Raw genomic sequence first — 26,941 nt, forward strand, 5'->3', positions numbered from 1 at the left:
AAATATTTATTTTTATAATTTTAGTACACATACTATACAAATAAAAAATCACTATGTCACACTATGGTTTAATATAAATTCAACACATTGATTTTAATACCATTAATTATTATCATCATTTTTAATAAGGGGCTTTATGTCAAAGTATGGCTTTAATTATGTCAAGGTATGGTTGTATTATGTCAAACTATGGTTGCAGCGACACTAGATCCTTAAAGCCGATCAACACGCTAAATGCCGTTAAACCATGGCCGCTTTTACATACACATCAAAACGGTTCTTTTTTGTTTTAATTTGCATGCTGGGGGTTTGATTGTTTAAAAATGGGGCGTAATCGGGGCGTTTAACTACCACACGCTTACTGGCAAGTGGGTAGGCGAATTCAAGTAAGTCATCGGCGTCGGTATCTGCGCCTACTAATGCCTGAAATACGCGCATTTCTTTTTTAACTAACGCTGATTTTTCTCGGTGTGGAAACATAGGATCTAAATACACTACATCGGGCATGCTCTCGCACTGCTCTAACAACGTGTGGCTTGAGCCAAACACTAAGCTCATATTTTGCTGCATCCACGAACCAATCTCTGCATCTTCGTAAGCGCGTTTTAAGCCATCAAATAATAAAGCTGCTACCACAGGGTGGCGCTCATGCAGTATAACCTTACAGCCAAGTGACGCTAGCACAAAGCCATCTCGGCCAAGCCCGGCGGTGGCATCAAGTACAACAGGGGTTGCGCCTTTATTTAACCCTACCGCTTTTGCGATTGATTGGCCTTTGCCGCCGCCAAACTTACGCCTGTGAGCAACTGCACCTGTTACAAAGTCTACGTTTATTGCGCCAAGTTTAGGCTCGTCGCTTTTTAAAAGGCTAAGGCCTTTATCGTCGTAATGCAGAGTAAAACCGCTACAACTTTGCGCCCATTGGGCTAAGTTAAAACGCGTTTCTAGCTCATTTAAATATGGGCGACACTCTTTAAAAGCACACTGAATAACCACTACACACTCCGACGAAAAATTTCAGCTGCAGTATAACAAGCGTTAAAGCACTAAAATAGCTCTATATCGCTTTGATGCGCAAGACTATGTGAGCTGGCCTCCTCTACTTTAGAGCGTAAGTTGCACAATAATTCGTTGCGGCTCTCGGTCACTTGTTTAAGCTGGTACTTTATAAACGCTAAATCACTATTTGCGGTTACTAGCAGCTGCATAGTTTCGTCTAATTGCGACATGTATAAAGTTAAATCAGCAGGATTGGCGTGTGCTTGCGTTTGCTTAATTGCACAGTTGAGTTCATGAAGCTGCTCTATAAACTGCCTTGTGTAGTCGTTTTGTACAACATTTTGGCTGGTAAGCTGCTTTACTATATCTTGCAAAGCAGTGCTAATTTGGGTGGCTTGTTCAAAGCTATTTTCGTTTCTTTCCATAGCAACGACCTTTTCGTTTGTCACTTCGAGTATGTGCGGGAATAAGTCTTTATAACGGCCGTATAAAGCACGATTATCAGCCGGCATATTTTTAATTAATAAAGATATTTTGGGGTAGTTAATAATGGTGCTGCTACCAATATCAACAAACCGATTGGCATTACGGTGCTGCTCTAAAAGCTCCTGCTCAAGCGGACATACACCACTTTCTAAACTATAAAAATAGCTCCCCCCTTGATACCAAAACACAATAACCACGTCTAAATTAAACGGGCTAAAAAAGGCAAGCAAGTGCTCGCTTAATGACTGAAAGTTATGAGAGTGATAGCTTTGCCCCACAAACCTAACAATACGCCCCATATCCCCAGACTCTGCCAAGGCCATTGCGGCGGTATCTTGCGCTTTAGCTACATCAAATTTTAGCTTTTCACATTGCTGCCGGTACTCGTAAAGCACTTTAATGCGTGCCATTAGCTCTTCGGTGTTGAAGGGTTTTATGATGTAGTCAGATGCGCCTACGCTGTAGCCTTTTACTCTATCGTTAAGCTCCACCTTAGAGGACAAAAACATAACGGGTATATCGTGTGTTGACTCATCTTCTTTTAGTGCTTGGCATACTTGGTAGCCGGATTTACCGGGCATTTCTATATCAAGTAAAATTATGTCGGGCGTGTGCTTTTTGGCTAGCTTAAGTCCTTGTTCGCCATCTTTAGCGTGAATAAGCTTACAAAAGCCTGCTAAAGCCTCTTCAATAATTCGATGAACATACAAATCGTCATCAATCGTTAGTACCAACTTTGCCATGCCCTAGTCCATTTTGCTGCGTATACACAAAGCATAGTACGGGAGGTTAAAATTACTAAAAACAATTGGCCAATATATTAAAAAACATAAAAAAAGCGCCATATAGGCGCTTTATAAGGTTAACTAGTTGTTTATGCAGCTATACCACTGTGACGCAGTAGCGCATCAACATTTGGCTCGCGACCACGGAACTTTTTAAATAACTCCATAGGTTCTTCACTGCCGCCTTTTTCTAAAATATTTTCTAAGAAGGCTTTACCTGTTTCGGCGTTAAAAATACCGTCTTCTTCAAATTTAGAAAATGCATCGGCAGAGAGTACCTCAGCCCATTTGTACGAGTAGTAACCGGCGCTGTAGCCACCTGCAAAAATATGACTAAAGCCATGTTGAAAACGATTAAACTCAGGCGGGTTAACCACCGACGTGCGGCTACGTACATCGTTTAAAATCGCTTGAATTTGGCACTCTTGGTTTGCCTGGTAGTCGTGGTGGATTTTAAAATCGAACAACGAAAACTCAATCTGACGCAGCATTTGCATGCCAGAATTATAGTTTTTAGCAGCCAGTAGCTTATCAAGTAGCTCTTTAGGTAATGGCTCACCACTTTCAAAGTGGCCTGAAATAAAGCTCAGCGCTTCTTCATCGTAACACCAGTTTTCTAAAAATTGGCTTGGTAGCTCTACGGCATCCCATGCAACGCCGTTAATACCAGCAACAGGAGCAGCATCAACTTGGGTAAGCATGTGGTGTATACCATGGCCAAATTCGTGGAAAAGCGTGGTTACTTCGTCATGTGTAAATAGCGCCGGTTTGTCGCCTACCGCTTTATTAAAGTTACACACTAAGTATGCCACGGGTGTTTGCAATTCGCCGCTGGCGCGCACTTTACGCCCCATACAGTCATCCATCCACGCACCGCCACGTTTGCGCTCACGTGCATATAGATCAAGATAAAAACGACCGCGCAATGTGTTACTGCTATCAAAAATTTCAAAAAAGCGAACATCGCTGTGGTAGCTATCAAAGTCGCTTACTTCTTTTACCTTAATACCAAAAAGGCGGTTAACGGTTTCAAATAAACCGCTAAGTACTTTATCTGCAGGGAAGTAAGGGCGCAGTACTTCATCTGAAATTGCGTATTTTTCTTGCTTGAGCTTTTCGCTGTAGTAACCAAAATCCCATGCTTGAAGCTCAGTAATACCATGGTGTTGCTCAGCATAGGCTTTTAGTTCTGCCACTTCTTGCTCTGCTTGAGGCTTAGACTTAGCGGCTAAGTCTTCTAAAAAGGAGAAAACTTGCGCTGGCGACTCAGCCATTTTAGTTGCTAATGATTTTTCAGCGTAGTTATTAAACCCTAACAGCTGCGATAGCTCATGGCGTAGTGCAAGCTCTTCTTTCATAATGGCTGAGTTATCAAACTCACCCGCATTAGGGCCTTGATCTGAAGCCCGCGTACAAAATGCCGTGTAGGTTTCTTTGCGCAGCTCGCGGTCATCTGCATAGGTCATTACCGGTAAATAAGACGGAAAATCAAGCGTAAATACCCAGCCGTCTAAACCTTTGCTTTTAGCTGTTTCGCTAGCAAGCGCTAATGCCGACTCTGGCAAGCCTGCCAATTGGCTTTCATCGGTTATGTGTTTATGCCATGCAAGCGTTGCATCCATTACGTTGTTGCCAAATTTAGAGGCAAGTTCAGATAAACGCGTGCTAATTTCGCCGTAGCGCTTTTGATCTTCTGCTGATAATGCAATGCCTGAAAGTTTAAAATCACGTAGGGCGTTGGTGATGGTTTTTTGTTGCGCAGTGCTGAGTGTTTTAAATTCATCGCTGTTATAAAGCGCATTATACGCTTCGTACAAGCCTTGATGCTGCCCGACAAATGTTGAGTACTCAGATATAAGTGGTAAACATTGCTCGTAGGCTTCACGCAGCTCGTCGTTATTCATGACTGAGTTAAGGTGCGATACTGGTGAAAACATACGCGAGAGTTTATCGTCGGCTTCTTCAAGGGGTAATACTAAATCGTTCCATGTATACGAGCCTTTCGCTAACACGTCATCTATGGCTTTACGACATTGCTCTATACCGTGCTTTAGTGCCGGTACTACGTACTCTGGCTTTATTTTTGAAAACGGGGGTAAGCCTTCTAGGCCAATGAGTGGATTTGTTTGTGCTTCGCTCATGAATTTTCTCAATTTAATTGACTATGAATTTGAAGTTGGGGCAAAACGGTGAAATACAAGCCTCCATTAATGGGTCTAATATAGCTTAGGATGAAACTGATCGGCATAATAAACAATTTCGTTTGTTGTATTTATCAGCTTTTTAGCGTGCCGCGCTGGGTGACTTGCACTTAGCATATGCTATCATCGGCACATTATAGTTAAATATATTTTTTGAGGATAAAACATGGCTCAGCATTTTGATTACATTGCGATTGGTGGTGGTAGTGGCGGTATTGCCTCTGCTAACCGTGCGGCAATGCGTGGCGCTAAAGTAGCGCTTATCGAAGCAAAACACATGGGCGGCACCTGTGTTAATGTAGGCTGTGTGCCTAAAAAAGTAATGTGGCATGGCGCACAAGTTGCTGAAGCAATTAACTTATACGCACCTGATTACGGCTTTAACGTAGAAGTAAAAGACTTTAACTGGAGCAAACTCGTTGAGAGCCGCGAAGCGTACATTGGTCGCATTCATAAAGGATACGACAACGGTTTAGCTAACAATGGCGTAACCGTAATTAATGGTTTTGCTAAATTTGTTGATAGCAAAACCGTAGAAGTAAACGGTGAGCATTACACGGCCGATCATATTTTAATTGCAGTAGGTGGACGTCCGCATACTCCTAATATTCCAGGTGCTGAGTACGGTATAGACTCAAATGGCTTTTTTGAATTAACAGAGCAGCCAAAGCGAGTAGCGGTAATTGGCGCAGGTTACATTGCTGTAGAACTTGCCGGTGTACTACATGGTTTAGGCACAGAAACTCATTTATTTGTACGCAGACACGCGCCGCTTCGTAATTTTGATACGCTACTGGTTGAAACCTTGGTAGAGATCATGAAAAAAGAAGGCCCAACACTGCATACCGAATGCTCGCCTAAAGAAATTGTTAAAGAAAGCGATGGTAGCTTAACCATTCATTTTGAAAATGGTTACAGCCAAAATGTTGACCAAGTAATTTGGGCTATTGGCCGCGAGCCAAGCACCGATGTAATTAACATTGCAGCAGCAGGGGTTGAACTAAATAGCTCTGGTTATGTAAAAGTAGATGAATATCAAAATACAAACGTACCTGGTATTTATGCTGTGGGCGATATTATTGAGCACGGTATAGAACTTACGCCTGTCGCTGTTAAAGCCGGCCGTACCCTATCAGAGCGTTTATTTAATAAAGACCTACCTGATGATTTAAAAATGGATTACAGCCTTGTACCTACCGTGGTATTTAGCCACCCACCTATTGGTACTATTGGTGAAACCGAGCAAGAAGCTATTGCTCGCCACGGCGAAGAAAACGTAAAAGTGTACAAGTCTGGCTTTGCCGCTATGTACACAGCCGTTACACAACACCGCCAACCGTGTGCAATGAAGCTTGTATGCGTAGGCCCTGAAGAAAAAGTAGTTGGCTTACACGGTATTGGTTTTGCCGTTGATGAAATGATTCAAGGCTTTGCGGTTGCTATGAAAATGGGCGCAACTAAAGCTGATTTTGATGCCGTTGTTGCACTGCACCCTACAGGCTCAGAAGAGTTTGTGACGATGCGCTAGGCATATTCTGCTTATAACGTTAAAAGCCCTTACTATGTTTTAGTAAGGGTTTTTTTATGCTTAACGCATTTAACCCTATGCAGCACAACTAATTAACTCAACTTATTACAAAAAACACATCATAAATACATAAAATAAAAACATAACCCATTAATTTAACAGCAAAAAACTTAGACAGATAAATTTATAAAAAGTTTCTATAATGTTTTGGCTTTTAGCTATTTTTATAATTAAACTGCCGCGCATTGTTTTCTATTTGAGCTTTTATATGTTTTTACTGCGATCTTTTATTTACTTATTATGCTTAGCAGGTGTGGCTTTTTTAATTCAGCTTGAAGGTTTTGATTTACAGCAAAATGCACTTTACAGTGAAGAAACACTAACCGAACACATGCAAGATATTTTAACGTTTTTAAGTTGTATGCTGTTTTTCTACGCCTCACGTATTCACTCTGATCTTAAAATAGCCGCGCTGTTACTGGCTGCTTTGACGGCTGCTATGTTTGTTAGAGAATTTGACACCTACCTAGATATGTATGTGTTTGATGGCGCATGGCAAGCAATTGTATATACACTATTAGCGAGCGTACTACTTTACTTAAAAGCCCAACGAGGCTTTATTTACAGCTCGTTAAAAGCCTATGCGCAAACACCGAGCTATGGTATTTGTCTATCTGGCTTAGTGACCTTACTCGCTTTTTCGAGAATGATGGGCAAGGGCGAGTTTTGGCACTCAGTTATGGGAGAACAATACGTTCGGGTCGTTAAAAATATTATTGAGGAAGGCATAGAAACCCTGGGTTACACGCTTATTTTTATCGCTGCCATTGAGCTTGTATTGTTTTGCCAAAAACACGCTAAACACACGCAGGTCTCTATTACAGAGCAAACAGCCTAGCTGCTAAGTAATACCGGTTTAATTAAGTATTAGCCATTCTAGCGTGCAAAATAAAGCGCTAATAGGGTTATAACGCTATTCACCTATTGCTATAAATGGCTCATGTCTTAACACAATTGGTATAAGTGATTTTGTGTAGCTTAAATTTGCTAATTGGTTTGATTACTCAATATACTTAGCGTGCCTATTGCTACTCGTATTTGGAAGTTATGATTAAAGACATACTCATGCACCCTTTTTTAGTTTCTGTGCTCGTGCTTGCCATTGCATTTGTGCTTAAAGTACTGGTTGATAAACTAGCAAGAAACCGCGCAGAAAAAAAAGAAAAAGACATTCGTTACATCACTCATAACATTAAGCACTTTATTAATTTTGTTATGGTGTTGTCGCTGCTATTTGTATGGTCGACCGAAATACAAAATTTTGCGCTGTCTATTGCTGCGTTTGCAGTGGCTATAGTGCTTGCAACACGCGAGTTTATACAATGCGTTATTGGCTTTTTTTACCTAGTTACCACCCGCCCATTTAGAGTAGGTGATTGGATACAAGTGGGTGACTATTTTGGCGAAGTAGCCGAAACAGACTGGGTAAAAACCACCATGCATGAAATAGACATGCACACTTATCAGTTTTCGCGCAAAACAATTTATATACCAAATAATAAGCTGATCACCAGCTCAATTAAAAACCTTAATTACGTAAAGCGCTTTGTTACTCATCATTTTACTATTGTACGCAGAGAGAGCTTTAACCCTTATGTTATTCATGACGAGTTAGTCAATCAGGCAAAGCTGTACTGCGAAGAGTTTCACGATGTAGCAACACGTTATAATTCGATGATAGAGCGTAAACTCGATGCCAAAATTTCAGGTCCGGCACCGGTTATTCATTTTGGCACTACAGAGCTTGGTGAGTTTAAAGCAAGCTTTACGCTATTTTGCCCAACCAACAAAGCGCTTGAAATAGAGCATAAATTAACTGAGTGTTTTATGGCTTTGTGGTACGAACAGGCGAAGAAGAACAAAGAAGAGCAAAGCGAGGCGTAAACCTCGCATTGGTAACCTATAAAGCGCGAATTGCTTCGCGCTTTATTGTTTTATGCGGTGCCACCTACTGTAAGTTGGTCTATTTTAAGGCTTGGTTGACCTACCCCTACAGGAACGCTTTGGCCATCTTTACCGCAGACACCTACGCCTTTATCAAGGGCTAAATCGTTGCCTACCATAGAAATATGCTGCATCACCTCTGGGCCATTGCCAATCAGTGTTGCACCTTTAATTGGCTGGGTAATTTTACCGTTTTCAATTAAATACGCCTCTGATGCGCTAAATACAAACTTACCTGAAGTAATATCTACTTGGCCGCCACCAAAGTTTGGTGCAAATACCCCTTTTTTAACTGAGCTTATAATATCGGCTTGGCTATGCTCGCCCCCTAGCATGTAGGTGTTGGTCATACGCGGCATAGGTAAATGCGCATACGACTCACGACGTGCATTACCTGTTGGGTTTACACCCATTAAACGCGCATTGAGCTTATCTTGCATGTAACCTTTTAAAATACCGTTTTCGATAAGTACGTTATAAGCTGCAGGCGTGCCTTCATCGTCAACGTTAAGTGAACCGCGGCGATCAGCCATGGTGCCATCATCAACTACTGTACACAGCTCAGACGCTACTTTTTGCCCCACTTTACCGCTAAATGCCGAAGCTCCTTTACGGTTAAAGTCGCCTTCAAGGCCATGGCCTACCGCTTCGTGTAAAAGCACGCCAGGCCAGCCATTGCCAAGTACAACTTCCATCGTACCTGCTGGTGCATCAATTGCCTCTAAGTTTACTTTAGCTTGGCGTACTGCTTCTTCGGCAAAGCCCATCCAACGTGGCTTGCCTTCAACTAGTTCTTTAAAGTAACCATAATCTAAGCGTGCGCCGCCCCCTGCACCACCGCGTTCACGGCGGCCATTTTTTTCAAGTAAAACGGAGCAGTTTAAACGAATAAGCGGGCGTATATCGGTAGCAAACGTGCCATCGCTGGCAGCAATTAATACTTCTTCGTATACAGCCGACATTGAACTAATTACCTGTTCAGCATCAGGGGCGAGTTCGCGTATGTAGTTTTCAAGCTCACGCAATAAATTCACTTTATCGCTGTCACTCATGCTTGATATTGGCTGATGCGGGGCAAATTGCTCTTTTGCTTTCACATCGCTAAATACTTTAATGGTTTTATCTTCGCCTGCATCGGCAATGCTACGAGCCGCCGTTGCGGCTTTGTTTAACGCTTCAAGGTTAATGGCATCAGAGTAAGAAAACCCTGTTTTTTCACCACTAACGGCACGTACACCTACTCCGCGCTCAACATTGTACGAGCCTTCTTTTACTAAGCCGTCTTCAAGCACCCATGACTCATGATGGCTTGATTGAAAGTATAAATCGGCGTAATCCACTTTATGCAGATGAATATACCCAAGCGTTTTTTCGAGTTCTTCTCGATTTAGCTGGCTGTCGTGTAATAAATGCTGTTCAACCGAATTCATAATAAATGCTCTCTAAATCGTTGATGAGATTGCACGGGCATATCTCTTCTAATTTTATTTAACTGGTTTAGGTCGGCGTAACCGCTTATAAACCCTACCCCACTTTCAAGCGTTGCTATTTGCTCGCCCCACGGTGAAATAATAATACTGTGGCCGTATGTTTGGCGGCCATTTTGATGCGCTCCACACTGCGCAGCTGCAATAACGTAACATTGCGTTTCTATTGCGCGTGCTTTTAATAAGGGTTGCCAATGTGCTTGCCCAGTAGGGAGTGTAAAAGCACTGGGCACTAAAATTATTTCAGCCCCTTGGCGCGTAAGTGCGCTAAATAATCCGCTAAAGCGCAAATCATAACATACTGTTAAGCCAATTTTACCAAACGGTGTAGCAACAACCACCACATCATCGCCTGCCTGAGTAAAGTCTGACTCTCGATAGCTGGCGGTTTTATCGGCCACATCAACATCAAATAAATGCATTTTATTATACGTGGCTACGCATTCACCTTGGCTATTAAATAAGTGCGAGGCCGCAAAGTATTTATTATTTTTGTGTGGCTCAGGGATGGTGCCCGCATTTAACCAAATATTATGCTTTTTACACAATGCACTTAATTGCAGCTTGTAGTGAGTAATACGTTTAGCAACCGCTAGCGTATCATGGCCACTTTTACTAAATACTAAAAACGCCTCGGGTAAACATACAAGCAATGGCCTGGCTGCGGGGAGTTTATTTAACGCCTCGACAAGGGTTGCCATGTTTTCGTCGGGATTGGTGCCTGAGCACATTTGCAAAGCAATTATATTGGCGTTTAGCGTACTCATTGTGTTGCTGTTACCGCGGCATCTTTAAGTGTGAGTGTACTGGCCGCTTGCGGCTGATTTTGCGCAGCTTGCGGTAAGGTAACTTCTTTACTTTTACGCTCAAGCTCTTGTACCACAGGGTCATTCATTTTGCCGGTTACTTTAAAGTTAATTTCGGAGATCACCCTTGCTGAGTGAATAACCTTATCAAGCGCTAAAGCGGCAAGCCCTGTGACGGGATTAACCATCCAAGCCACAATAACCGGAATACTAGATGTTACTTGCGGTGCCACTGCTAAATCGTAATCTATTTCAAGGGTGTTTAAATTAGCATAGCCGTTAATCGTTAAATCGGCTGGTACGCCATCCATTTTGGTATCTTTTGTGTAGGCTATACCTTTATCTAGCTGCATAGAGCCTTTTAAGCTGTTATAAAAAAAGCCTTTTGAAAATACATCTCTAAAATCGAGTTTTAATTTACGCACTAGCGAGTCAAGGCTAAGTAGCGAAAATACACGTGCCCCACCATCACTTATTTCAGCAATGTGGCCTTCGCCTAAATCCCATTTAACTTCACCGCCCAAACTAGGTATATCAAAGTCATACGGGGCGCCTTGCCAAGCAAGGTTGTAGTTAATATCGGCTTTTGAGTCTTTTATAGCGGTGGTGATATCAAATTCATCAAATAGCGCGCCTATATCGTCACTTTTAAGTTCACCATTGAATTGCGTAAAGCCACCTTGCCATTGCCCTTTGGTACGTAAAATATGGTCGCCCTTATCAACCACAAGCTCAGAAATAGTAAGCTTGTCGCCTTCACCGACCAGCGAAGCGCTCACTTTATCAAGCTGATAACTTGCCACTTTACAATCTGCACATTCAAATTCAATGGCAGGTACTGTGTTAAGCCACGCTAGGTTTTGCTCTGGCAGTACATCGGTGATCTCAAGATCTTCTTCTACTTTAGGTGCAAAGTTAAGTCTTAAGTAATCGCTATTTATACGTATCGGCTGGCTTGGCTGAGAGCTGGGAATAAACACGTCAGCACGCAGCTCTTTGGCATTAAGCTTTAAATATAAGTCGTTTTGCTGGGGCGCTAAGCGCATTTCAAAATCGTTAAAAATAATGTCGCTAGCATTAACCTTATCAATATGCGCAACCACTTCATTTAATGGCGGCATAATACCCTCAGCCTGCTGGTCTGGCTTAGCTTGAGCGGCTTTAATTATTTGGTCTATTAATTCAAACCATGCTTCTAGTTGCGTTTGTTCAAGGTTGATATTAACGCTTAAATCTTTTTGATTTAGCCCTAAATCTTGCTCACCAAGTACAATATGCATATTACTAAATTGCGACTGACCGTTTTCTAAAATCGCATTAAAATATAGCTGCTGATTAGCATTAGCCGTAATAAGATTTGAAATATCATCGCCTTGCACTATGCCCGTTAACGGCCAAACCTGTTCACTTGTTTTGCCATAGGGCGCTGGTAGCGTGCTCGTTAACCCTCGTAGCTCTGAGCTTACCTGAGCGCGGTAATTAAAGCCTTGCTCGGTAAAATTAAGTGCAAGGCCTATATCAACTTCACTTTGCCCACTCAGGTACCCTTTCAGTACACCTTGCGCCTGAGTTGTTAGTGTATCTGCATTTAGTAACGCCGTTATATCAATATTAGCGGTGTACTGCTGTGCTTCGCTTGCACTATTATAGTTAATGCTAAGCGGCATACCCAACCATGTAGCGCTGGCGTTTTGCATGCTAATTGTATCGTTTTCAAAGCTGAGCTCGCCGCTTAGTTTTTCAAGCGCAATGCCTGGGGCTGCAATATAAACAGGTAAATCGTTTAGTTTTACTTTGCCGCTTACACTGGCTCCACCTTTAAATTTAGAGCCAATTAAAAGAGTTACGCTTGCATCGGCTTGACCTTTACCCTGCACCACTTCAAAAATATTGGCCAGTGGGTTTGCAATCGGGGTGGCTGCAAAAAAGTCATGCAGTTTTTCCATTTGCGCGCGTTTATCTATTTGTACAATGAGTTCATCAGCGTGCATTAAATCGGCAATACTCACTTGCACGCTATCGCCTACTTCTAAATTAACTAACTGGCCTTGCTGGCTATAAATATCCATTCGCTCGTTGGCAAAGTGCAACTGCACATTGGCGTTAGTTACTGCCGGCCAATTGGGGTCAAACGCGTATGTTGCATTATCTATTTGCGCGAGTACATCAAATTGGCCGCTGCCATCGGTGAAAGGAAAACCTGAAAGCGGGCCTGCAAATAATACTTGCGCCTTAGCTACTTCGCCCCCTTTTATTGCGCCGTTTAAGTAGCTTACAAGTTGAGGGCTCATTGCCTTTAACGGAAAGTAGTGCCCTGCTACTGTGGCATCCTCTGCATAGGCTTCTGCGTATAGATCTAAGCGAGGATCGTCGCTAAGGCTTACATTTAGCTCAGCCGCTAAGGTAACTTCGTTATTATCAAACCAAATATTATTACTGCTTACATTCCAGTAATTATCTGTTTTTGCTAAATCCAGATCGATATTAATTTGGTTGTAATCAATATTTTTACTGAAGCTGTCGCCGGTTATTAAAGTCCCATTTTCGCCAAATAGCTGCACTCGCCCGCGCTGCTGATTTATAAGCCCCGAGACTCTCAGCGCCTGCGCAGCAGGAATACCAGACACTTCTTGCCAGCCAATATTATTAGCTGAAAACCATAACTGCCATTGCTCATCTGGATTAAGTTCTAGGTAGGCTTGATCGATAAAACCACTTGGTTTGCGGTTTAAAAGTGGCTGTAATGCTTCAAAATTAGTTAACGACGCCAAGTTACTCAGTAAAGAAAGATCAACCTGCTGCAGCCACACTTTATTTTGCTTACCTAAGTTTGCCTCAAATTCTAGACTTGGCCAGGTTGTGTCGTTATTACTAAATGTTAGGCCCGTGCTTTTTAAGTGCCAAGCGTTTGCCTCAGGAAATAAATGAAATCCCCCTTCGCTTAAGCTTACTTGTTTAGCTTGTTGGTTGTTTTGCCAGTGTACAAAGCTAGGTAACCACTGCATTTTTACATCGCTGATAAAACCATTTTCGAGCTTAAGCCAAGACTTTAAGTTTATGTCTGTGTAAAGCTGTTGTTTTTCAGTATTAATATATTGCGCCAACCAATTAGACACATCTACGCTATTTACTTGTACGTAAATATCACCCGCAATTTGCTCTATAGTTTTGCCACTAAGCGCGATACGTGCATCAAAGCTACCAACACTAATGCCGGGCAAGGCGAGGCTGCCGCTTCCTAAATGCTGTTCCTCTTGGTTTTGCCATACTATGTTTTCGAGTAATAATTTACGCTCTCTACCATCTTCTAAAATGAAATTAATACTCGAATTTTCAATAGCAAAATGCCCTGTATCTCCCAAAAACAGCTCTTCAATTAACTCTTTTTGTTCAAACGAGACATCATCGTTATTAGTATTATTGAATAAATTTTGAATATTTACACTGGTATGAAAGCCATTAATAACAAAGTAATTAGACTTTAACTGAAAGGCTTTAATGCTCTCCCATAGGTTAAGTTCTAGGCTTGTTTTGGCAATAGTGAGCGATATAGGCGCCGTTTCGTTATCTTTAAAGGAGAGCTCTTCTAATACCAAGGCAGGGCCGGCGCCATGCCAACTGGCAGAGATTGCGCCTATAGAAAGGCTAATGGCAAATTTATCGTGCAGGTAGGTTTCTATATCGCCTTTGTAGTCGTTTGCATAAGGTAGAGTGTACTTTAAAATAGAAACAATCACGGCCAGTAATACTAAAATTATGGCGCAGGTTTGCCATAACTTTCTAAAACAAAAAAAACAGACCGCTTTCGTTTTCATTACATCATTACCACATCAAACTGCTCTTGGCTGTATAGGCTCTCTGTTTGAATATTGACCTGCTTACCAATAAATAGTTCAAGTTCGGCAAGGTTATGATACTCATCATTGAGTAAGGCTTCACTTACTGCAGGTGCCGCATACACCATGAATTTATCGGCATCGTAGGCGCGATTAACGCGCACTATTTCGCGCAGTATTTCATAGCATACGGTTTCGACTGTTTTTTGTGAGCCACGCCCAGAGCAAGCCGGACATACATCACACAAAATATGCTCAAGGCTTTCGCGGGTGCGCTTACGGGTCATTTCTACTAAGCCTAATGCGCTTAAGCCGTTTATGTTGGCTTTTGCACGGTCTTTAGATAGTGCTGACTCTAGAGAATGTAATACTCTGCGTTTATGATCTTCGCTGATCATATCGATAAAATCGATAATAATAATACCGCCTAGGTTACGCAGGCGTAGCTGCCTAGCAATGGCTGATGTGGCTTCCACATTGGTATTAAAAATGGTTTCTTCTAAATTACGATGCCCTACAAATGCACCTGTATTCACATCAACGGTGGTCATCGCTTCGGTTTGGTCAATAATTAAATAGCCGCCCGACTTAAGCGTGACTTTACGATGCAGTGCTTTTTGAATTTCGGTTTCAACGTCAAATAAGTCAAAAATTGGGCGCTCACCTGGGTAATACTCAAGTGCTTGCGAAAGCAAAGGCACAAACTCTTCAGTAAACAGCTTTAGCTCTTGATAGGTTAGCTTAGAGTCAACTCTAATGCGCTCCATATCTTCACCTACGTAGTCGCGCAGGGTTCTAAATGCAAGCGTTAAGTCTTCGTGTAATATACTGGCTTTATTGGTTTTTTTACGACGTGATACAATTTTTTGCCACAGTTTGCGTAAAAATTCAGCATCGTGCCTAAGCTCCGCTTCACTGGCGCCCTCTGCCGCTGTACGAACAATAAAACTGCCATTATCGTCGCCGTATTCTGCCACTATTTTTTTAAGTCGCGCACGCTCTTCTTCGGTTTCTATACGCTGGCTAACACCTACATGCGTAGCGTCTGGCATAAACACTAAATAGCGCGAAGGAATAGTGATATCGGTAGTAAGCCTTGCTCCTTTAGTGCCTAGTGGGTCTTTAACCACTTGCACCATAATGTATTGGCCTTGGCGTACTAGCTCACGTATGTCTTGTACTTTTTTAATTGGCTCGTCGTCTACACCCTCAACTATTGAGGCGCTATTAACTATGTCTGATGCATGTAAAAAAGCGGCTTTTTCTAGGCCTATATCTACAAAAGCTGCTTGCATGCCTGGCAGTACGCGGCTTATTTTTCCTAAGTAAATATTGCCTACAATACCTAGGTTGCCTATTCGCTCTAGTTGAATTTCTTGTAATACACCGTTTTCGATTAGGGCAACACGGCTTTCACTTGGCGTGACATTTATTAGTAATTCTGTACTCATGTTACCTTCTTAAGAATGCTTGTAATAATTGTTCGGTCTCGTATAAAGGTAAGCCTACAACAGCAAAATAGCTACCCGCAATGTGTGTAACAAAGCGACCACCTAAGCCTTGAATGCCATAACCACCGGCTTTATCTTGTGGCTCGTTTGACTCCCAATAGCTATTTATTTCTTCATCGCTGAGGGTTTTAAAGGTCACATCGGTACTCACCACACAACTTAGTACATCTGTTTGTGTAGCAAAAGCAACGGCAGTAAGCACTTGATGTGTATTACCAGATAAACGTTTAAGTGTTGTTATGAAATCGTTTTTATCGCGTGGTTTACCCAACGATTCGTTATCAATAACAACCACTGTATCGCTACCAAGCACTGGGCGGTCTGTGTAACCAAGCGCTACGCCTGTTTGCGCTTTTAAGCGGGCTAAGCGCTCAACCAATGCATGAGGCTGCTCGTTTGCAAGTGGGGTTTCGTCTGCATCTACACTGAACTGTTCAAACTCAATGCCTAACTGACTCAACAACTCTTTACGTCGCGGGGAGGCTGATGCCAAATATACTGCGGTTGTCATTACCTGATCCTAAAATGTCTACGGTATTTGCGAAGAAGTAAAAAGACCCAAAACCAGCTGACCATACCGGTCGCCACTGGCCACAGGTATTGTGGATTAAAATAAACACCTAATAAAAAGTGATTTAACCAAAATTGCATTAGGTGATACAAGGTTAAAAATAAGCCCACTAATAAGCTTTGCTGCCAAAGCGAAAAGTTACGTATTTTTTGAAAGTTACTTGCGGTCACAAATATACAAATAGAATACGTGAGTGAGTTTACTCCTAATGGCGAGCCTAAGGCTAAGTCCATGAGTAGACCGACAACCCACGCGGTACCAATATTTAATCTATGCGGCACTGCCAATGACCAGTACATTAATACCAGTAACACCCAATCAGGTCTGAAGGGTTCAAACGAAAAAGGCAGTGGCATTAATGCCATAATTAAAGCAAAAAAGATGCTTAGGGCAATTAACAATGAATAACGATTAATCATCGCTGATTTGCTCCTGTTGATTGCGCCATAAAATAACCAACAAACGAATACGGTCTAGCTGTGCAATAGGCTCTGCAAATACTTGAGCAAATGGGCGTCCTTCATCGCGGTTTATTTCGGTGACAACGGCGACCGGATAACCTTCAGGAAACGTACCGCCAAGCCCCGAGGTCACGAGTACATCGCCAATGCGCACATCAAGGCTATGAGGTACATGCGAAAGCTTAACAACGTTAATTTTACCTATGCCTTCAACTACCGTTCGTACGTCATTTCGTAGTATACGTACCGGCGTAGCATGGGTTGTGTCGGTCATTAGTAGCACGCGCGACGTGGTAGAGCCTACTTTTGTTAATTGGCCAACAACCCCCATTTCATCAATTACCGCTTGGCCTTCGCTTAGGCCGTCGGTGGTACCGCGGTTAATAACCACTTGATGACTATAAGGGTTTGAATGTACAGAAAGTACTTGGGCTATTTTTTTACGATTAGATTGCTTAGCCGATGAGCCAAGTAAAGCACGTAGCTTTTGGTTTTCGCGGGCTAAAAATTGGTATTGCTGCAATTGCTCGCTTTGTAGCATTTGCTTTTTTTTCAGCGCTTCGTTTTCACTCAGTAACTGATCGCGGGTATGCAGGCTTTTAGCACTTAAGCTAAATATTTCGTAAGGTAGGTTGGCAACGTAAATTAATGGGCTGACAAGTGTATTAAGGCTCGTACGTACAACCGTGCCGCCTTGTGTAAACTTATCGCCCGCAATGAGCACTATGCTCAAAAGCACTGCGACAAAAAGTCGCAGTTGCAAAGAGATGGTTTGTCCAAACAGTAATTTCATTAATCGTAACTAAAAACGTCACCACCATGAACATCAATCATTTCAAGTGCTTTACCGCCGCCACGTGCTACACACGTAAGTGGATCATCGGCAACAACCACAGGAATGCCTGTTTCTTCCATTAATAAACGATCTAAATCTTTTAATAGTGCACCACCGCCAGTCAGAACCATACCGTGAGCTGAAATATCTGATGCAAGCTCAGGTGGAGACTGCTCAAGTGCAACCATTACCGCACTTACAATGCCCATTAGCGGCTCTTGGAGTGCTTCTAAAATTTCGTGCGAGTTAAGTGTAAATGAGCGAGGAACACCTTCGGCTAAGTTACGACCGCGTACTTCAATTTCAATTGGTTCGTCAGTTTTAAAAGCAGAGCCAATTTGATGTTTAATATTTTCAGCCGTTGCTTCACCAATTAGGCTACCAAAGTTACGGCGTACATAATTAATAATGGCTTCATCAAATTTATCGCCACCGATACGCACAGACGATGAGTAAACAACACCGTTTAGTGAAATAATAGCAACTTCGGTAGTACCACCACCAATATCAACAACCATAGAACCAGTTGCTTCTGATACTGGTAGCCCAGCACCAATTGCTGCGGCCATTGGCTCTTCAATTAGGTACACTTCGCGCGCGCCGGCACCCATTGCTGATTCGCGGATTGCACGCTTTTCTACTTGGGTTGCACCACACGGTACACAAATAAGTACACGCGGGCTTGGGCGCATAAAGTTATTGTTGTGCACTTGTTTTATAAAGTGTTGTAACATTTTTTCGGTTACATAAAAGTCGGCTATTACGCCATCTTTCATTGGGCGAATCGCTTTAATATTACCCGGTGTACGCCCTAGCATTTGCTTTGCTTCTGTCCCCACAGAAGCAACACTTTTAGGTCCACCAGCGCGTTCTTGACGAATAGCTACAACTGAAGGTTCGTTAAGTACAATACCTTCTTCTTTTACATAGATAAGGGTATTGGCTGTACCCAAGTCGATCGATAGATCGTTTGAAAAAATACCACGGAGTTTTTTAAACATGAGGCTGGATGACCTTTGAAATACGTTCTTATGTTAGCTGCACTCACTTTAACATGCCTAATTAGATGAGCAATATAAAGCGCAACTACCTTTGTTAATTTGTGAAAAAAGGAAGCTAGGCTTCCTTGGTTAAATGCTATCGTTCGCGGACTAAGCGAAAGCCAATGTAGTTAGATCTAAAATCTGGCGCTAAAATTAATCGTGTTGAAGCACGTGCAAGGCTTGGTGCAAAGTTCCACGCCCCGCCTCTTACTGCAACATCAGATTCGCCTGACTCTTTAGCTGTCCATTCCCACACATTGCCTACGGTGTCGTATAATCCAAATGCGTTAGGAGAAAAAGAACCCACCGGTGCTGCACGTTTGTTTGACCATTCGCTACCACACCAACCACAGTTAGCTAAATTTTTACCTATTTCGTTACCCCAAGGGTATTCTGTTTCTGTACCTGCGCGAGCGGCGTATTCCCATTCAACTTCATTAGGTAAACGGTACTGCTGGCCGGTTTCGCCAGAGAGCCATTCGGCGTACGCTTTCGCGTCGTTAAATGTTAAACACACAGCTGGAAAATCGCTGTTTTGCTCAAAACCTGGGTTACGCCAGTTTAAATTAGCTTCCCATACGGGTTCGCCATTTAAATAATAAGCACACCCTTTGCTTTGCTCTGCTTGTGTTTTATACCCAGTACTTGCTACAAACGCTTCGTAGGCACCTACGGTAACCTCTTTGGTTTGCATAGCAAATGAGCTGGCTATCACTTTTTCAATAACCGGGCGTTCATTTGCTAAACCATTGCCGTTAATATCACCCATCTTAAATTTACCAGCGGGCACAACTACAACATTATTTTGTACATCAGCAGAGCGATTAGTGCTTGCTGTACGACTTACAGGTTTTGGTTGCTCGCGAGTGTAAGCCGGTGCAGCAATCGACTCAGACTTTTTTACTAAATTAGCATGAATAGTCTGTGCTTTAGTTAAATCAACTCTTACTTTGTAAGGCTTATAACCTAATTTACGTATTTCTACGTTATGCACACCACGCGGTAAACGCGTAACTAAACGCGTAGAGCCAAAGCTCACCCCATCAATAAACACTTCATCATCGTAAACATTTGAACGTAAAGTCAGCTCAACTTGCTGATTTTTCTCTTTATTTATAATTGATGGATAGTTTTTTTTTGTAGGTGCAGCTTTCACTGAATAATCGCGCACTGGCTGATTGTTCATTCGCGATACAGACACAGTGTCGGTATTATCCGCGGCGTTGCTGAATGTTAACTGACTATCAGAGTAGGTTGTACCGTAACCAGGCTGATACGCTGTCGCGAGTGGCGAGCCATATTCAGAACAATAACGGTTATCTACGTTTAATAAGTTACATAGGCGGCTGCTGTTTACTTCGCCGCGCATGGTTACGCTTAAGTTAACGTTGTAATTGCCTTGTCCACTAAATGCACTGTTAACTACATGGCTACTTAAAATTTGTACTTGTGCGCCTGCCATGTTGCGTTTTGGTTCAACAATTCGCTCTTCTGTTAAATTAGCAAATATTTGATCAACAAAGCGCTTAGTGGCTTTTTGTAAACCCATTTGCTGGCCGCGTTGCTCACAAGCTGCGAGCGTTTCGGTACGCTTACAGTTAATTGTGTGGTTTACTTCAAGTGTACCTTCGCGGGTAAACTCATTACGTAAACGCTCTACTCGGGCTGTAGTTAATTGCTCTTTTAAGCTTTCTAAGGTGTTTAAAAGCGTATGTTTTGCAACACGAATTTGCTCTATATCTTTACGATGAGATGCAATTGCCGCCAACTGCATTGAGATGTCGTCTTTATTTTGCTTATGATCAACCACGGCTTTTTGATAGCGCGATTGGGCAGCACTAATATCAAGCGTAGGATCGTCAATTAAGCGGCGATACATTTCGTTCATCGCATCAAGTGCTTGGTTTTTCTCTTTATCAAGCTCTGTAGAGCGAGAACGAAGTAGTTCAAGTTGGTTTTGTAACTGACTTTCTTCTTTTAAGTGTTTTTCAAGTATTTGTGTCGAGTTATCGTATTCTGTTTGTTTAATACTAATCTCTGATTCAATTCCGGTTACTGTTGCTGTGTCTTGTGCAAATGCACTACTAGCTAACAAACTAGCGGAAATTAACAGAGATAAAGGAGCAATTCGCATATATTCCAGTCCCAAAAAGCGGCAATTATTTGGTCGTTATTATTGTTTATTAGAGTGTACTCACTTTTGAAAGCTGAACATTTTTCAACCATCAAAAATCAATACACCCAATGCCTTATGCTATGTACTTGAAGCACAAAACACAAGCTTTGTTCAATTATTATCTTAGTTTACAACTATTCTCTTGTTTCACGCCAGTAAATAACCCGATCATTTCCTCGAAAGCGACCAAATTGCAAAATAGCATGGGGATCTTGCTGTGAATTATCACCAAGCCAATCCCACCTTAACCAATTTTCTGTTTCGTATTCTAATGTAAATGTACCACTGCCATTTGGTGTTGCATAAATAGCATTGTTTGTAGGGTAGCTGCCTGCTTCTAATGAACCCGCTGCACCTGCACCATACTCATAGCTTAATATTGGCGTTGAAGGCGATATTTGGGATAACTGCGGATGCTCAAATACACTGCAGTTATCTTCGGTATTTAATACAAAGCCTGTTCCATTAAAGTACTGAGCCTGCATAGGCACACGTAATGAGTCTAAATCTGAGCCGGCATTGTTGCCTAGCACTAAGCGTCCAAAGCGAAAGTCTATTGGCACATTGTTTAAACGCACACTATTGCAATCAGTGCTGCAGCTTGCTTGCTTACTCGGCTCATCGTTAGCATCAATTAACGTAGCGCCTTCTGTGTTAGTGACGGTGGCCATAAGATTAACCATAGTAAATGGGCCGTCGGGGTTATTTATAGCCAAGCGCGTTAACATGGCAGTGCTGTCGCTCATTTGCCATTGTCCATCAGCTAGGGTGTTCCAACTGTTGCTGCTTATATTGGCTAACCTGCTGGTTAGCGTTGTTGCTGGTACATAATTACCAGCTTGATTGTTTTCGGCATTTATTTGTACTTGGGCTTTTTCAAAGCCTTGTTTGTAATTAGCCATTAGCTGGTTGTTATGATTAAGCGCTTGCACCGTAAAACCAAGCTCAAAGGGCTGATCTAAATAGGTTAAATTACTACCTAAATGTGTACATTGCGCAGCAGCTTGAACACCTAATACTTGATAGTGCGATGGAGCAAATCGCCCTACGTTGTTTAGCTGCCCTTTTACATCGCCCACACCAAAATAATCGCCATCTTGTAAACCCGCAAACACGTTTATAATACCCACTTGATCATAAGCGTACTGCGATATGGATTCACTCAAGCTTCCCGTATCTGTAAAGGCAAGGGTACTTAGCGCTTCAATTTGCCCCTCATTACCAGAGCTGGGTAATACTAAGCTATGTGTTACTAAAGGAGACTCGCTAATGAAGTGTTTGGCAATGGGATTGCTATGAATAGCGCTATAGTTATCAGGTATTCCATCGTTGTTATTGTCTTGCCCTGCGCGCCACTGTACTGCATTCATTTTTAAATCAAATGACTCACCCGTTAATCTAAATAAACTATCGTTTGCTGTTTGGGCATAGCCGTCACTTGCAACTTGCATCGCTAATCCAAAGGGCTTAACTACATATTCGTTAGAACTGCCGGTTAAGCTTACTGATAAATTAGTTACTGGGTCTAATACAATTGTTGCCCGTGCATTTAAGCTTAATTTAGCCGCATCGGGGTAGTTAATAGCAATAGGGGCTTTTGAGTCTTGATCAAAGGTGAGCGAAAAAGTTTGATATGCTTGCTGCACGCTATACGTATTCGCATTATTACTAAGTTGTATTGGATCTGAACACGTAGCGCCGGTACTGCAGGTATAAGCTAAATCTAAATCAACTTGACCACCTGCAGGGAATGCGGCTTCGCATACGCCTGTTGTGGTATTTGTTTTAACCGCTTGAATGGATAGCTCGGCGGCATTAAAACCCTCGTTAGAGGGTTTACCAGATAATTGAGTGGGGATACTCGCTGTATTGGCTGTGTCGTTATTAAAAATAAACCCTGCATCAGAAAAAACCACTTTGCACCCGCCCAGCCCTACGTTATTACCATTAATATAACAACGCAGCGGTGCAGATGGGTCGGCGGTATTATAGCCAAGTGTAACGGTGCCTGTGGTACGCTTTGCAAGCGCTACTGTGGCAGAGCCTGTAAAGGTAATATTTTCACCGGTTACCCAGCTTTGCTGGCCACTGTTATCTGGAGACAGATCAAGTGCGGAAGGCTCATCGTACAGTAAATCACATGCATCGTTTGCACAGGCTGATAATGTCATTTCTTTTGCTTGACAGGTTAAACCTTGGTTATCACTTAATGATATGCGGTAGTGATCAAGCAAAACCGGCGTAAAAATACCGCAAAACCCAGGAATACTCTCTGGCACTGTTAACGCATCAAACGTAGAGCTGCCCTCGGTTATTACTTGTGTTGCAGCGGTTATAGAGCCCTGGTATGTGACATTTTGGGCAATTCTTACCTCCCCCGTTGCGACAATGTATGCAGCAATATTTGCATCGGCCGCAATGGCAACATCGCCATCGACATATATAGCTAAATACGCCCCTTCCTCAACCGCAATATTCGTTTTGCCTATGTTCAAAAATGCGCTAGAAATTAGCGACGATGTATCTTTTAAAAAGATACGGGTGGGCGCTGTTACCTTGTACTCATCTTCCAATAAGTTAAGTGCTAGTTCGTCATAAAAATAATCGCCCGCTAACGATACAGGCACATCACCGGTAGAGCTTCCATCGTTTGTGACCGTGGGTACTTGCGCAGCTTGATTTGGCTCAAGGGAGTTATACCCAGTGGCCACACAGCCTTGGCCATTACACAAAGGCGGGTTGGTGAGTGCCGTTGATATTAAATTAGTGGTGGTAATAAATTGTGCATTGCTATCGGTTATTTCCACACCTTGAACAAGCTGCACTTGTCCATCATTGTAGGTAGAAATAGCGCCAGGAAATAAAGTATCGCAATCTAAAATATCGCCATTAAATACAAACGTACTGGTCATAGCTAATATAGAGGCTTCTTCTTTTACGTGGTTACGCTCTCTGTCGCCATCACGGTCTTCATCAACCACCAGCCCTAACCGATCCGCTCTTAAATTACAGCTGCGCAGCCACCCACCGTCTTCTTCAAGTCGGGAATTTTTACTTGCCACCACCAGCGGTGCCTCACTAAAGTTATTGTTAAAATTAAAGTAGTTACACCCATCATTCCAACCATCAACTTCGAATCCTGTAAAAAAGGTCTCCCACGACACTTCTACCCCATTGTCATCGGTAAAGGTGCGATTACTGCCAGGCTCTACAGCCATGTAGGCCACCGTTTCAGTTTGAATAACACCTAATGCGGTTTCTGAGGCCTCTAACGCTATATTTACCCCGCTTGTAGATAAGGAACCACTTTGCACTGCAATGGTTAAAAAAGGCACAAGCGCTTGAGACGGCGGGTTACTATCTAAACTATTTAGTGTTTGTAACGAATGAAAAAAGTTAGGCCTTACGGCAAACGGTTTATTAAAAGTCAGTGATTTGTAACCTTTAGGCGTGATGGGGGCATACCCCGACTTATCACCGTATTGTAGTTCAAGGCGTAAGTCGGTGTTTCCCACTTCCATAATGGTCCCATCAGGAAATTCATGCACACCATATTCTACCGCTAAATAGTGCGCGCCCATGGTTATATGCTCACCATCTTCTCCTGATGGCTCAAGTGGCAATGCTTCAAACCCTGTGGTTGTTACATTGCGTATTCTCACTATAGCGGGGTTACCGCCTTGATTAGTGGACAACATAAATACCGCAGGAGGGGTTATGTATTGCTGCTGAAAATTTATTTTTGTCCATATGGGTGAAGTGTACGTGTCTTGTAGCTCTATAAATCGCCCTTCAATTTTAGGCGGTACAGCCATAGCGCATCGGCTTAGTAGCAAACTTATTAAACATAAAATACAGAGGGTATATTTGCTCATGGTAATGTTTTAGCCTCCACACTTAGAGTACGTTGGGTTTGCCAATATTCCTTTTGACATGCTGCACCGGCAGCACAATCATTGGCGGCGCACGTTGCAGAGCTTTGTAAGTAGTAAATATTAACGGTGCCAGAGCGGGTGCTGCTATCGGGTAAGGCTATGTATTCACTACAGCTCAGTTCAACTTCACAATTGGCTAGATAGAGGGTGCTAAAACTCCTACTGGTGGTTACTGCACTGCATGTTTGCGCAGTGCTATTTAGTGCAAAAATTTCGCTTAAGCCGGTTTCTAATCCGCTTTGGGCTGCCATGTAAGCGCGCGCGCCGTAATACTCAATGGTATTTTGCTGCGCCGCACCCGATAACACTTTAGAAAGCGCCAGCCCTAGTGCCAGCAAAGTGACAATGATCACCAACGTAATTATGAGCAAATTACCCTGCTGCTTTTTAGCAAAACTGATGTTTTTTATATTAGGGGACATTAGGCACATGCACCTCATGGCTAATACTTATTTGTTCGGTGTCGTTAAACCCCATTTGCGCAAACACATTAACAACCGCGCTGCGCTGTAGCGAAATCTCACTTAACGTAAAAAAGGCTCTGCTCGTTAAGTTATTGGCAATATAATTACTCATTAAATCGCGTTTAACGCCCGAGCTAACCTGTAAGCTGGCGGCGTTTAATTGGTTTGTAGTAAAGCCGTAGTTGCTATAGCGATACAGTGAATTACCTTCTACACAAAAGCTAACGGGCTGATCTAATAAATAAAGGCGCTTACTCGGTGACTCTTGAGCAAATGCTTTGCTAAATTGCCATGTATCTAGCTCACTTGTAACGGCGCTGTAGCTACTAACTTGTAAACGCTTGTTTTGACTTTCATCGTATATATCGCTGCTATTTAATGGATAAATACTTGCCCAATCGTTTATTTGTGGCTCAGTTAAATTATTAAGCGCAAAATTCACGGCGGTAATCTCAAAAGGGGCACTAGTGGGTAAGTAATCGGTATAATGAGTGGCAGATAAAAACGGCGTAAATTCTAAACATTGCTGCGTGCTACACGCTCCATTGCTGGCGTTATCACAATTTAAGCGCAGTGAGTTAGGGGTTGCGTGGCGAAGCTCTTTACTTAATCGGGTTAAAACAAAGCGACTTTGCGCCACCGCTTCTTGGCGTTTCACACCTTGGCTGTAAATATTAAATCCAGCGCTAATAAACGAAAATGACGCTACGGCTAAAATGCCAATAATTACCATAACAAGTAATAGCTCAACTAAGGTAAAGCCACGCTTTTGCTTTGCTCTATTCATTAGTAATTACCTTTATATGCACTAAAGCCGTACACTTGCCCCAAGGGTGAGGTTACTTCAATGGTAATTCGTTTAAAGGCAACGCCATCGTTATTGGTTGCCTCGTTTAGGTCGCTGTCGTATTGCACGTTCACAACCAGTGAAAAGTCGCTGTATTGCGCTAATGTATTCCCTAAACTATCACTAATAGGCTGCCCTGTGAGCGCAATGTAATCATCAACATCGTTAAAATCAGCCCGTGCTTCACTGCTATCAGCACCAAGCTCAGAATGAGTACTACAAGGCTGGGCCCCTAAGCTTGTTTCGGAACAGCGCCTAAATGGTGGCGTGCGCTCGCTATGTTCATCAAATGATTTAGCTAATATTTCGTTCATTAATGCTTGCCCAAGCTCTGAGGCCCTGAGTGCGACAATAGGCTCGGCACTTTGCTTTGCTTGAGGTGCTATAAGCGCTGTAATGATACTTAGCGCAATAGCAAACATTACAATGCCAATAATCAGCTCAATCAAGGTAAAACCTGATTGTATTTTAGGGGCAGGCATAAATAAGCCCTTCACCGCTAATGCACACCGCGGCTAGACCCAAGTCAATTTTACATTGTATTGTGCAATTTTGATCTGCTCGCCCAAGTGGGTCAAAGTTAATTTGCGTAAACACATTAGCATTGCTATCTAAGGCATTAAATCGTACGTCGCTGCGCTCGGTATTGATAGCAACAACTAAATACTCGCTATTATTGGTACTTGGGCCGCCAGTACAGGTTTCTGGCTCTGGCCCCGCAACCAAGGTAGGTGAAATATACAGTTTATGGCAGCTGCTTGTTGCAGTATTTTGCATCGCGCGTAATTGTACTGTGCGTAGGGCGTTTAATACCCTATCTCTGTATGAGTATGCTTGCTCTGTTGAACTTCCTAGCAACTTGGGCACTGCCGTTACCGACAGTATGCCCAAAATAACTAAAGTAATAATTAATTCAACCAGTGTGAAGCCACGCAATCGTTGATTACTACTGCTATTCATTTATGC

General features: G+C 42.6%; 20 protein-coding genes. 3 read left to right on the forward strand and 17 right to left on the reverse strand.

What is annotated here, in order from left to right:
• Positions 1-240 precede the first annotated feature (240 nt).
• From AN390_RS11105 to prlC, 3 genes are all read right to left on the reverse strand, one after another.
• Positions 241-996, reverse strand: a complete 756-nt coding sequence (locus tag AN390_RS11105; protein ID WP_004585768.1) for a class I SAM-dependent methyltransferase — start codon at positions 994-996, stop codon at positions 241-243.
• A 50-nt stretch (positions 997-1,046) separates the two neighbouring features.
• A complete protein-coding gene (locus AN390_RS11110) occupies positions 1,047-2,228 on the reverse strand; it encodes a PleD family two-component system response regulator (RefSeq protein ID WP_055254574.1) in 1,182 nt (393 codons plus the stop codon).
• A gap of 131 nt (positions 2,229-2,359) precedes the next feature.
• Complete coding sequence (prlC, locus tag AN390_RS11115; protein WP_055254575.1) at positions 2,360-4,411, reverse strand: oligopeptidase A; 2,052 nt, start codon at positions 4,409-4,411, stop codon at positions 2,360-2,362.
• A gap of 226 nt (positions 4,412-4,637) precedes the next feature.
• Between prlC and gorA the strand changes: the two genes are divergently transcribed.
• The 3 genes from gorA (at position 4,638) to AN390_RS11130 (ending at position 7,943) form a co-directional block, all read left to right on the forward strand.
• On the forward strand, positions 4,638-5,999 hold the full coding sequence (gorA, locus tag AN390_RS11120; protein ID WP_055254577.1) for a glutathione-disulfide reductase: 1,362 nt from the start codon (positions 4,638-4,640) through the stop codon (positions 5,997-5,999).
• A 313-nt stretch (positions 6,000-6,312) separates the two neighbouring features.
• Positions 6,313-6,897 (forward strand): hypothetical protein, encoded by a 585-nt coding sequence (locus AN390_RS11125; protein WP_236695094.1) that lies wholly within the window; start codon positions 6,313-6,315, stop codon positions 6,895-6,897.
• Positions 6,898-7,106: 209 nt separating this feature from the next.
• On the forward strand, positions 7,107-7,943 hold the full coding sequence (locus AN390_RS11130) for a mechanosensitive ion channel family protein (protein ID WP_055254579.1): 837 nt from the start codon (positions 7,107-7,109) through the stop codon (positions 7,941-7,943).
• Positions 7,944-7,993: 50 nt separating this feature from the next.
• Here AN390_RS11130 and tldD read toward each other — a convergent pair whose 3' ends face one another.
• The 14 genes from tldD to AN390_RS11200 form a co-directional block, all read right to left on the reverse strand.
• Positions 7,994-9,433, reverse strand: a complete 1,440-nt coding sequence (gene tldD, locus AN390_RS11135) for a metalloprotease TldD (protein WP_055254581.1) — start codon at positions 9,431-9,433, stop codon at positions 7,994-7,996.
• Positions 9,430-10,257 (reverse strand): carbon-nitrogen hydrolase family protein, encoded by an 828-nt coding sequence (locus AN390_RS11140; RefSeq protein ID WP_055254583.1) that lies wholly within the window; start codon positions 10,255-10,257, stop codon positions 9,430-9,432. The genes tldD and AN390_RS11140 overlap by 4 nt, the downstream gene beginning before the upstream one ends.
• Positions 10,254-14,111: a YhdP family protein gene (locus AN390_RS11145; protein ID WP_055254585.1), complete on the reverse strand. Its 3,858-nt coding sequence runs from the start codon at positions 14,109-14,111 to the stop codon at positions 10,254-10,256. Before AN390_RS11145 ends, AN390_RS11140 begins: the two co-directional genes overlap by 4 nt.
• The gene (rng, locus tag AN390_RS11150; RefSeq protein ID WP_004585759.1) at positions 14,111-15,583 is read right to left on the reverse strand and encodes a ribonuclease G; all 1,473 of its coding nucleotides are present in this window, start codon (positions 15,581-15,583) and stop codon (positions 14,111-14,113) included. The genes AN390_RS11145 and rng overlap by 1 nt, the downstream gene beginning before the upstream one ends.
• Position 15,584: 1 nt before the next feature.
• Entirely contained in the window at positions 15,585-16,154 is a 570-nt protein-coding gene (locus AN390_RS11155) for a nucleoside triphosphate pyrophosphatase (protein ID WP_024032489.1), read from the reverse strand.
• Complete coding sequence (gene mreD / locus AN390_RS11160) at positions 16,154-16,633, reverse strand: rod shape-determining protein MreD (RefSeq protein ID WP_004585757.1); 480 nt, start codon at positions 16,631-16,633, stop codon at positions 16,154-16,156. Before mreD ends, AN390_RS11155 begins: the two co-directional genes overlap by 1 nt.
• Positions 16,626-17,468, reverse strand: a complete 843-nt coding sequence (gene mreC, locus AN390_RS11165) for a rod shape-determining protein MreC (protein WP_055254587.1) — start codon at positions 17,466-17,468, stop codon at positions 16,626-16,628. Before mreC ends, mreD begins: the two co-directional genes overlap by 8 nt.
• Positions 17,468-18,511: a rod shape-determining protein gene (locus AN390_RS11170; protein ID WP_002958401.1), complete on the reverse strand. Its 1,044-nt coding sequence runs from the start codon at positions 18,509-18,511 to the stop codon at positions 17,468-17,470. Before AN390_RS11170 ends, mreC begins: the two co-directional genes overlap by 1 nt.
• Positions 18,512-18,647: 136 nt before the next feature.
• Positions 18,648-20,687 (reverse strand): formylglycine-generating enzyme family protein, encoded by a 2,040-nt coding sequence (locus tag AN390_RS11175; protein ID WP_055254588.1) that lies wholly within the window; start codon positions 20,685-20,687, stop codon positions 18,648-18,650.
• 176 nt (positions 20,688-20,863) lie between these two features.
• A complete protein-coding gene (locus AN390_RS11180) occupies positions 20,864-24,544 on the reverse strand; it encodes an H-type lectin domain-containing protein (protein ID WP_236695095.1) in 3,681 nt (1,226 codons plus the stop codon).
• Between the two features lie 56 nt (positions 24,545-24,600).
• Positions 24,601-25,086: an agglutinin biogenesis protein MshP gene (locus AN390_RS11185; protein WP_095206763.1), complete on the reverse strand. Its 486-nt coding sequence runs from the start codon at positions 25,084-25,086 to the stop codon at positions 24,601-24,603.
• A complete protein-coding gene (locus AN390_RS11190; RefSeq protein ID WP_055254594.1) occupies positions 25,076-25,915 on the reverse strand; it encodes a type II secretion system protein J in 840 nt (279 codons plus the stop codon). The genes AN390_RS11185 and AN390_RS11190 overlap by 11 nt, the downstream gene beginning before the upstream one ends.
• On the reverse strand, positions 25,915-26,457 hold the full coding sequence (locus tag AN390_RS11195; protein WP_055254596.1) for a prepilin-type N-terminal cleavage/methylation domain-containing protein: 543 nt from the start codon (positions 26,455-26,457) through the stop codon (positions 25,915-25,917). Before AN390_RS11195 ends, AN390_RS11190 begins: the two co-directional genes overlap by 1 nt.
• The gene (locus AN390_RS11200; protein WP_055254598.1) at positions 26,444-26,935 is read right to left on the reverse strand and encodes a type IV pilin protein; all 492 of its coding nucleotides are present in this window, start codon (positions 26,933-26,935) and stop codon (positions 26,444-26,446) included. The genes AN390_RS11195 and AN390_RS11200 overlap by 14 nt, the downstream gene beginning before the upstream one ends.
• Positions 26,936-26,941 lie beyond the last annotated feature (6 nt).

It is taken from the genome of Pseudoalteromonas sp. P1-11 (assembly GCF_001399995.1).
Classification (GTDB): domain Bacteria; phylum Pseudomonadota; class Gammaproteobacteria; order Enterobacterales; family Alteromonadaceae; genus Pseudoalteromonas; species Pseudoalteromonas atlantica.

Bases quoted from the DNA above. Each gene is read 5' to 3' on its own strand.
- AN390_RS11185 (WP_095206763.1), bottom strand. From the start codon at position 25,086: ATGTCCCCTAATATAAAAAACATCAGTTTTGCTAAAAAGCAGCAGGGT.
- AN390_RS11110 (WP_055254574.1), bottom strand. From the start codon at position 2,228: ATGGCAAAGTTGGTACTAACGATTGATGACGATTTGTATGTTCATCGA.
- AN390_RS11200 (WP_055254598.1), bottom strand. From the start codon at position 26,935: ATGAATAGCAGTAGTAATCAACGATTGCGTGGCTTCACACTGGTTGAA.
- mreC (WP_055254587.1), bottom strand. From the start codon at position 17,468: ATGAAATTACTGTTTGGACAAACCATCTCTTTGCAACTGCGACTTTTT.
- mreD (WP_004585757.1), bottom strand. From the start codon at position 16,633: ATGATTAATCGTTATTCATTGTTAATTGCCCTAAGCATCTTTTTTGCT.
- AN390_RS11190 (WP_055254594.1), bottom strand. From the start codon at position 25,915: ATGAATAGAGCAAAGCAAAAGCGTGGCTTTACCTTAGTTGAGCTATTA.
- AN390_RS11140 (WP_055254583.1), bottom strand. From the start codon at position 10,257: ATGAGTACGCTAAACGCCAATATAATTGCTTTGCAAATGTGCTCAGGC.
- AN390_RS11130 (WP_055254579.1), top strand. From the start codon at position 7,107: ATGATTAAAGACATACTCATGCACCCTTTTTTAGTTTCTGTGCTCGTG.
- tldD (WP_055254581.1), bottom strand. From the start codon at position 9,433: ATGAATTCGGTTGAACAGCATTTATTACACGACAGCCAGCTAAATCGA.
- rng (WP_004585759.1), bottom strand. From the start codon at position 15,583: ATGAGTACAGAATTACTAATAAATGTCACGCCAAGTGAAAGCCGTGTT.
- gorA (WP_055254577.1), top strand. From the start codon at position 4,638: ATGGCTCAGCATTTTGATTACATTGCGATTGGTGGTGGTAGTGGCGGT.
- AN390_RS11155 (WP_024032489.1), bottom strand. From the start codon at position 16,154: ATGACAACCGCAGTATATTTGGCATCAGCCTCCCCGCGACGTAAAGAG.
- AN390_RS11180 (WP_236695095.1), bottom strand. From the start codon at position 24,544: ATGGCTGTACCGCCTAAAATTGAAGGGCGATTTATAGAGCTACAAGAC.
- AN390_RS11175 (WP_055254588.1), bottom strand. From the start codon at position 20,687: ATGCGAATTGCTCCTTTATCTCTGTTAATTTCCGCTAGTTTGTTAGCT.
- AN390_RS11170 (WP_002958401.1), bottom strand. From the start codon at position 18,511: ATGTTTAAAAAACTCCGTGGTATTTTTTCAAACGATCTATCGATCGAC.
- AN390_RS11145 (WP_055254585.1), bottom strand. From the start codon at position 14,111: ATGAAAACGAAAGCGGTCTGTTTTTTTTGTTTTAGAAAGTTATGGCAA.
- AN390_RS11195 (WP_055254596.1), bottom strand. From the start codon at position 26,457: ATGCCTGCCCCTAAAATACAATCAGGTTTTACCTTGATTGAGCTGATT.
- prlC (WP_055254575.1), bottom strand. From the start codon at position 4,411: ATGAGCGAAGCACAAACAAATCCACTCATTGGCCTAGAAGGCTTACCC.